Annotated in this window: 5 protein-coding genes; 1 reads left to right on the forward strand and 4 read right to left on the reverse strand. The window is 38.1% G+C overall.

All coding sequences use genetic code 11. The features are described from left to right. Positions 1–369: 369 nt before the first annotated feature. On the forward strand, positions 370–3,270 hold the full coding sequence (locus tag KQI69_RS02255) for a sugar-binding domain-containing protein (RefSeq protein WP_216563661.1): 2,901 nt from the start codon (positions 370–372) through the stop codon (positions 3,268–3,270). A gap of 156 nt (positions 3,271–3,426) precedes the next feature. Here the strand turns inward: KQI69_RS02255 and KQI69_RS02260 are convergent, their stop codons facing one another. From KQI69_RS02260 to KQI69_RS02275, 4 genes are all read right to left on the reverse strand, one after another. Further along, on the reverse strand, positions 3,427–5,109 hold the full coding sequence (locus tag KQI69_RS02260; RefSeq protein ID WP_216563662.1) for an ABC-ATPase domain-containing protein: 1,683 nt from the start codon (positions 5,107–5,109) through the stop codon (positions 3,427–3,429). A gap of 194 nt (positions 5,110–5,303) precedes the next feature. After that, positions 5,304–6,179 carry a LysR family transcriptional regulator gene (locus KQI69_RS02265; protein ID WP_216563663.1) on the reverse strand — a complete coding sequence of 292 codons (876 nt, stop codon included), beginning with the start codon at positions 6,177–6,179 and terminating at the stop codon, positions 5,304–5,306. A 51-nt stretch (positions 6,180–6,230) separates the two neighbouring features. Next, positions 6,231–7,595 (reverse strand): M14 family zinc carboxypeptidase, encoded by a 1,365-nt coding sequence (locus KQI69_RS02270; protein ID WP_216563664.1) that lies wholly within the window; start codon positions 7,593–7,595, stop codon positions 6,231–6,233. An 83-nt stretch (positions 7,596–7,678) separates the two neighbouring features. Further along, a partial coding sequence (locus KQI69_RS02275) for a PD-(D/E)XK nuclease domain-containing protein (RefSeq protein ID WP_216563665.1) occupies positions 7,679–8,563 on the reverse strand: 885 nt, incomplete at its 5' end.

Genomic DNA, 8,563 nt, shown 5'->3' on the forward strand with positions numbered 1-8,563 from the left:
GCGTAGCGGTACATAAGCGGGCACAATACGCCCGCTAAGTACCGACGCAGTTCTAACGTCCTTCGATCAGAATAATCCCCCGCTTTAACGGCTGTGTATTGGTAGCGATAGGGAAGTTTGTCAGAGATAATGACGGAAATATTTGGGGGTAATGGCTGGGTGCTGGGAGCGATAATGGAGTGGTTTGGGGATTTTAGGGTTGTAATGTATGGTATATATGGTTTTTTATGTATTTTGTGTAGGTATTTTGCATTGTGTATATTTTATGTGTATATTATAATTAGTAATGAGTGCTATCTTTTGGGGAAATGATTCTGATGGACGGGCATTTTTCCTGATAATCATATAAAAAATACAATGGAGGTCTAAATGATTAAAAAAATTGATTTATCCGGATTATGGGATTTTGAACTTGATCCTGACAAAAAGGGTATCGAGGGAAGATTTTTTGACAGGAAGAAAAATGATACTATAAATCTGCCGGGGACTACATCTATAGCTAAAAAAGGAAATTACAGCGATAAAAAAGAGACGGGTTTTCTGACTGATCCATATCTTTTTGAGGGGTATGCGTGGTATTCAAAGGATATACATATTGATGACGAAGATCTTGACAAAAGTATATTTCTTTTTCTTGAAAGAACAAGACTTACAAAGATATGGATAGATGATACTTTTGCTGGTGAGTTTGACAGTCTTACTACACCGCACGATTATGATATCACAAGATTTGTACATAATACTGATTTCAGGATAACTGTCCTTGTATCAAATGTTGACTATCCCACAAAGGGCGGCCACCTTACATCTCCTGATACACAGACTAACTGGAATGGTATCATCGGTGATATATCTCTCCGCATTTTTGATGATGTATATATATCAGATATAAAGACTTATCCCGATATTGATAAAAAATCTGTTACTGTCAGATTAAAAACGGTAAACAATACACCGGAGGATAAAAACCTTACCTTAGATGTAAATGCATTTCTTACTGATATAAACGGAGATACCGGCATATGTGCACCTGCTGCATCTTTTGATATAAATTTTGTCAGGGGTAAAGGTGAGAATGAATTTAAATTTTTCCTCGGTGACGATGCCGCTTTATGGAGTGAATACACTCCTGTTATATATCGTCTTGAGGTCGGTATAAGCGGTTCATCAGAAAAATCAGTTACCACATTTGGTCTTAGAAAATTTTCTACTACTGAGACTAAATTCCTTATCAACGGTGAACCAACATTCCTCCGTGGAAAACATGACGGTCTTGTATTCCCTATGACCGGTGCTGTTCCTACCACTATTGATGAATGGCTAAGGGTTATGAAGATTTCAAAATCATACGGCATGAACCATTACAGATATCATACCTGCTGCCCTCCTGAAGCGGCTTTTACAGCGGCAGACCTGCTCGGTATATATATGGAGCCACAGCTTCCATTCTGGGGTACTCTTACTGCACCTGGGGATGAGAATCACAATGAGACAGAACAGAACTATCTTATCGAGGAAGGCTTCCGTATGTTAGATACTTTTGGAAACCATGCTTCATACTGTATGATGTCTCTTGGAAATGAGCTTTGGGGAAGCAAAGAGCGTATGGCAGAGATAATCACCGACTACCGCAATATTGATGACCGCCACCTCTATACACAGGGTTCAAACAACTTCCAGCATACACCTGTACTCTTACCGGAAGATGATTTCTTTGTAGGTGTGCGTTTCAGTAAGAACAGACTCATAAGAGGTTCTTACGGTATGTGTGACGCCCCACTCGGTCATGTGCAATGGGACGAACCATCAACAATGCATAATTATGATGAGGATATATCACCAAGTGATACAGGTGATAGTAATGCTGCAAATGAGGGTGAGGAGATAGAAATCCAGTACGGAACGGGTGTAAAAAAGGTTAAAGCTACAAGTGCCGATGGTCCTCTTATCCCTCACATTCCTGTCGTGACACATGAAATTGGTCAGTATGCCGTATATCCTAATTTCAGAGAGATCGACAAGTATACAGGTGTGCTCAAAGCCCGCAATTTTGAAGTATTTCGTGACCATCTCAATGAAAAAGGCATGCTTGATCAGGCAGACGATTTCTTCTATGCAAGTGGTATGCTTTCAGTCCAGTGCTATAAAGAAGAACTTGAAGCTGCCGCAAGAAGCCGTCTTGTAGCAGGATATCAGATACTTGACCTTCAGGACTTCCCTGGACAGGGAACAGCCCTTGTAGGAATACTTGATGCCTTTATGGACAGCAAGGGACATGTAACTCCTGAGGAATGGGCAGGATTTTGCTCAGATGCCATCCTCCTTGCCCAGTTTAAAAAATATGTGTACACATCAGGAGAAAAATTCACTGCTGATATGGCTATAAGATACTATAATCCCAAAAAACTTGTTGATAAAAAACTTAACTGGGAACTTATCGCAAGGGATGTAGATACATCGGATGCCACAGGTTTTGCAGTAAATGGCGAAACTACAGTTGTAGACTCCGGTGATGTAGACATACCTGACGGAACAACAGAGCTCGCTGAACTCGGAAGCATCTCATTTGATTTCCCTCAAAGTGATAAAACGGTCGTATACGATCTTATCCTCACGATAAATGGTACAACTTATAAGAATAAATACGAGCTTTACTGCTATCCTTCAAATGATGATGTCATCCCACTTGAAAATATTGCAAGTCTTGGAGAGGGCGATAATCAGGTATTTATAACAAATGAATATGCAACCGCAGGCTCACTTCTTAAACAGGGCAAAAAAGTTTTATTTATGCCTAATGAAGTAAAGGAAAGCCTTGAGGGATTTTACTGCACTGATTTCTGGTGCTACCCTATGTTCAGGGATATCTGTGAATGGATGAAAAAACCTGTCGCCGTAGGAACAATGGGACTTCTCATCGACACTAAGCATCCGGTCTTAAAAGACTTCCCATCACACAAATATGCAACACCTCAGTGGTATCAGATTGTTTCACACAGCAGATGTGCCATACTTGATGATGTGACAGATAAAGATTACAGACCTATCATACAGATGGTTGATAACTTTGAGAGAAACCATAAACTCGGCATACTTTTTGAAGGAAAGGTGTCAGACGGTAAACTTATGGTATGTACTTCAAAACTTGGCGAAATATCAGACAGACCTGAAGTTAAACAGTTTGTAAAAAGCCTCGTAACTTATCTTACTTCAGATGAATTTGCTCCTGAAAAAGAGCTTGATATCGAAAAACTTGAAAAGATATTTTAAGATGTAATAAACAGGTTAAGAGCCAAAAACACCGCCCTCAAAAAATTATAACATGATATTTTGAGGGCGGTATTTTATAACGATTTCTGCCTTATAAGCCAAGGCTATTCGCAATCCGCTTTGCTACTTGCTCATATAAAATTTATGCTGCACATTTTACTTTACAAATCTGTTTATGCATCCTGCTATCTCAAATCTGCGTGGCTTACTCATATTAGGAACACTTCCCCTGCTTGTAAGTGCAGAGACACCCTTTGTATCTATAAGCCCCTCTACATCATCAATCAATGTTCTTATCATCGTTTCTTTTCCACCATACTTTCGTATAAGATATTCAAGTGCCTTTGATATTGCAAGCATCTGCTCTGCATCTGTTATCTGTTCAAGGTATCTTAAGTCAACATTTGTCTTGTTGTATAAAAATCCGTCTGTTCCCATCACTTTAATCTTTGTTCTGTCATCCGCTTTAGGAAGTCTGACTTTTCTTCCCTCATCAAGTTCTATTTTTGTATCATCATCTTTCATTTTGAGAGGATACTCTGCTGCCACCTGCTTTGCCGCCTTTGTTATCTCTTTAGGGATATATCTGTCCATCTGTATAACAGTATCTGCAACATGGAAAAATGCACCACAGCTTCCTGCCACAAGAATCGTTGATACACCTTTCTGTTCATAAAGCTGCTCAACTCTTTTTATAAATGGAACTATCGGTTCCTCATCGGCGGATATAACACGCTCCATAAGTTCATCCCTTATCATAAAGTTCGTAGCACTTGTATCCTCATCTATAAGAAACAGCCTGCTTCCAGCCTCCAGTGCCTCAACCGTATTTGCCGCTTGAGATGTTGAACCGCTCGCATCAAGTGTTGAAAATCTTGTTGTATCTTTTCCATTAGGAAGATTTCTTATAAATAAACTTATATCCTCATCTGCAACACTCCTGCCATCCTCCGCACGCAGCTTTACGCCCGTTGCATCAGTTACGATATATTCCCTTCCATCTCCCGCAATATGCGGATACACAGCTTTCTCCAGCGTCTGAAGTAGTGTTGATTTACCATGATAGCCACCACCCACTATAAGTGTAACGCCTTTTTTTATGCCCATGCCCGTTATTTTACCCTTATGTGGAAGGTCAAATGACACCTGCATAGACTCAGGAGACTTAAATAAAACAGCATTTTTCATCGGCTTTTGCGAAACACCACTCTCTCTAGGAAGTACTGAACCGTCAGCAATAAATGCTGTAAATCCTTTTTCCTGTATTACTCTCCTCAATTCCTTCTGGTCATCTGCAAGTTCTATCTGCTCTCTCAGTTTACTTTTTTCCTGCTCTTTAAAAAGTTTGAAAATGCCTGATTTTTCAACTGCATCTGGCAGCAGTCTGAATAATATTTTCTCAAGCTCCCCTGCATCTATCGAACGCCCTCTTGCCGGAAATCCAACTACAAATCTAAACAGTACCTCACCTGTATTTTCATCTACATGACACGCACTTCTCTCCATAATCTCCTGTCCCGGCTGGCTCGCTGAGACCATCCCGCTTTTTCCTGAACCCTTCGCCTTAAAACTTATTTTTGAAACCGCCATACTGAATCTTCTTAAAATAAAGTCCTCTAAAGCAATCCTTCTGTGATATTCATCATAATAATTTTTGGGAAAGCCTGCTGTTTTCCCATTTATACTGACACTCAAAGAAGAAGGTGATGCAAAAGGATCGCCCTGTACATGTTCTATATTTAATGTATATTTAACAAAATCATAACTTCCCTTTAAATCTTTATAAGCAGGATATCCCCTGTGGTCTATTCTTTTTAATTCATTCTGTAATCTGTTCATTTTATCTCCCTCTTCTTTTTTCAATGATAGCTGTTTCATTATATCCTATATAAATACAAATATAACTATACGAAATTTTAATGCCTTTTAAATGTGTTCTTTGCAGTAGTCAAGCGTATATTCGTAATCCGCTCTGTCACTTGCTCATAACAATCTTGTCCAAAGCACAAATATTTATTATGAAAATTTTTACACTATATATTTTTATACTTTTTTAAAATATGATTGTACATCGTTCTCACTGCCGGAGCCATAAAATCAGGGTTCATTGTGGCAATGCCTATGATACGGTAAGCATCAGGCTCTATCTGATAATAGTCCACCTCATATGGAATATCTCTCATAACAAGTTCAGGCATAAGACAGATTCCGAAACCGTTTGACACAAGTGCAACAGTAGACAGGTCATCCACAACATGATAATTAGACTGCACATTGAGTGAATTTTCTTTTAGAAAGTTCTGAATATCGGCATCTGTTGACTCTCTCTGTGTTACAAACTGATGATTTCTAAGCTCAGAAATATGCATTGTCTCACCTGTTTTTTTATCAAAAAGTCCCTTTGGCACAACACAGACAAGCGGATCTTTATAAAGAGGTTCTATAGGTATATCCCCCGCACTTGAAACAGACAAAAATCCTATATCTACAACACCATTTTTAAGCCAGTATGTTACATCATCATATGTCCCCTGAAATACTTCCAGAGTTATGTCGGGATATTCTTTTCCAAAAGAATTCATGATATCAGGAAGCCAGCTTGTGCAGATACTTGAAAAACAACCTACTTTTACTTTTCCCTTTTTAAGACCATTAAACTCTGCGATAGCCTGCCATAAACTTTCATCACTGTTCAGAACGGCATTTACATACGGCAGCAGATTCTCCCCGTAATTGGTAAGTGTCACACCTGCCTTACTCCTGTTCAGGACACTAAAACCAAGTTCATTTTCCATAGATGAAATGGCATGACTTATCGCCGACGGCGTAAGCCCTAGTATATCAGCCGCCTTTCTAAAACTTCCATGGTCTGCAACTGTCTTAAAAACCTGATATGTTAATAGTGTCATTTTTCTGTTCCTTTCCTGTTATGTGTCTGTTGTAAACTTTTACTATAACTATTATGATAATAATTTTGCCTCTCTAAGCACAAGAACCTGATTCTTTCTCCATATCGATGCAAATTGTGATGTAGGAAGAGGGCAGCCGCCCACACCTATCTCCAATGTTATACATGGCGATTGTACCTTTTCCATTATATAATCCCTCATACTTCCCACACTCGGTCCGCCTGAGCCATAACTTGCACCACTTGTATATCCTGTTATACTTCTGGCAAGTCCGTACATCTTAAGTGTACCGCTCTTAACCTTTCCTTTTCCACCGCTGCCAAACACTATAGAACCCATAGCATGATAATTTACAACACCTTTAAGTGTCTTATTTTTCTTTAATTGTCCTAACAACTTAGCAATTGCCTTTGTTTCCGGCTCACTTGCAGCAGATGGACCTGAGAATCCCTCACTTCCTCTTTTACCGCCATAGTTGGCTCTGAAATGTGAATTTGAATTTCTGTTAAGGTCAACTCCTCTGGCATTTGCTTTCCATGTAGATGTGTGGGATGCTCCCGGCATTTTATACAATGCCCTGCGGAGTTTTTTATCTCTTATCTTTGAAATTCCAAACTGTGAAATAGTCGCACCGTCAGGATTTGCCATAGGTATATAATGTATCGCGATCTTATTCAAAACACTTTTTACTTTTACTCCCTTTACACTTCCATTATAGCTTTTAAGGTACTGTTCTATCTGTGCCATACTAAGCTGCGCTGTCATATACTCTCTTGCGTGAATGTTATTTATAACAACCATAGTCTTTTTTGCATCCGGATTTCCTATAACAACATCATACAACTTTCTGTTATCATTTGACTTGCCTAAAACTTTTACTTTTACATAATCTGAATATGAGTTTTCAAGAGCTTTTATGTCCTGACTCAGTTCACTGTAACTGTATTTCTGATGTCTCGTATTTACAAAATCCGCAATTTTAAAACTCTTTTCATTTGAAGCGGTCGAATATGTATTCTCATCTTTTGTGCTGACTGCTTCCACATAATATTTATACTTTTTTCCTGCTTTGACATTGTTATCAACATATTTAAGTTTTTGTGTGTTAACAATAGCCTTATATTCATTATTATTTATCTTCTTATACACTATATATCCATCAGCACCGTCAGATTTGTTCCAGTTTAACTTCACTTTTCTGCTGCTCAATCTGGTAAATCTTATACTTGTTTTTGTCGGAACAACAGGCTCATCAATCGCAGGCCCCGTTGAAGTTTTTGCACCATCTGTTATATTAATATCCGTTTCTGCTGCTGATACTTTTTTTGTATTGTTACCTGCCGCGTATGCAGTGCTGCTCAATGCCATAGCTGCCGCAACAAACAGTGCTGTTAATTTTCTTTGTTTGTTATTCATTTAAACGCCTCTTTTCTTATAATATTTTATAATCACTTAGAAATCTAAGTTGTTAGTCATTTGTCCCCTTTGTACTCCATTACCTAATCTTCAGTACCTATCAGCACTTTCTTACCTTCAAATGCAAATCCGTAATGCCTGATACTTTCTTTTTTTATACCTGCGTTTAATAATTCGATATCATATTCTTTCTCATTTATCTGTCTTAGGGCTGACGATACAGTTTCTTCAAGCGTTTTTTCTTCATCAGGGTCATGTACCTTAAATTCCAAGACTATTGCTTGACTACTTTTGTCATGCGGGATTATCATAACATCATATCTTCCAAAACCGCTTTCACGATTTGATTTCACTTCATATCTGCCCCTTAATTCTACTATAAGTCCTAAAACAAAACCATGGTAAAAGCGTTCTGGTTCTAATATTTCAGATGGCTTTTTTCCTGTGTCAAAATAACTAAATGTTGCTAAAGCTACTTTGTTCATATAGTAATTCATCTCTTTTATATTCCCACCTATCAGCGCCTTTACAAAATCATTTTTTTCCATGGCGACATTAGAGAACCATTTTTGTATCATATTTGCAAACATACGTCTTATTTCACCATTTGTTATTGCAAGATTATAGGTTTCTTCCAAATCATTATCTATATTCACATCCGTTGATACAACTTTCAAATATCCACTAGCTAGCAGCAGGCTCCATATAGCTGTTTCATCATAATCAAGTGCTGAAAACACTATCTGTTCATCTATATTTTTCTCTATAATACCTCCTTTTACAAGTATTTCCATTGACACTTTAATACCTGGTGAACCTGTTTTTATCAATTTATTGATAAGTCCATTTGAACTTGAATCAGCCCAATATGTCTTAAATTGCTTAGTCTTCAAAAAATTAATTATCGACCAAGGATTATAAATATCTTTCTTATCACCAAAAGTAAACCCATCATACCACATCTTCAC

The sequence above is a fragment of the Eubacterium sp. MSJ-13 genome (assembly GCF_018918235.1).
Classification (GTDB): domain Bacteria; phylum Bacillota; class Clostridia; order Lachnospirales; family Lachnospiraceae; genus Butyribacter.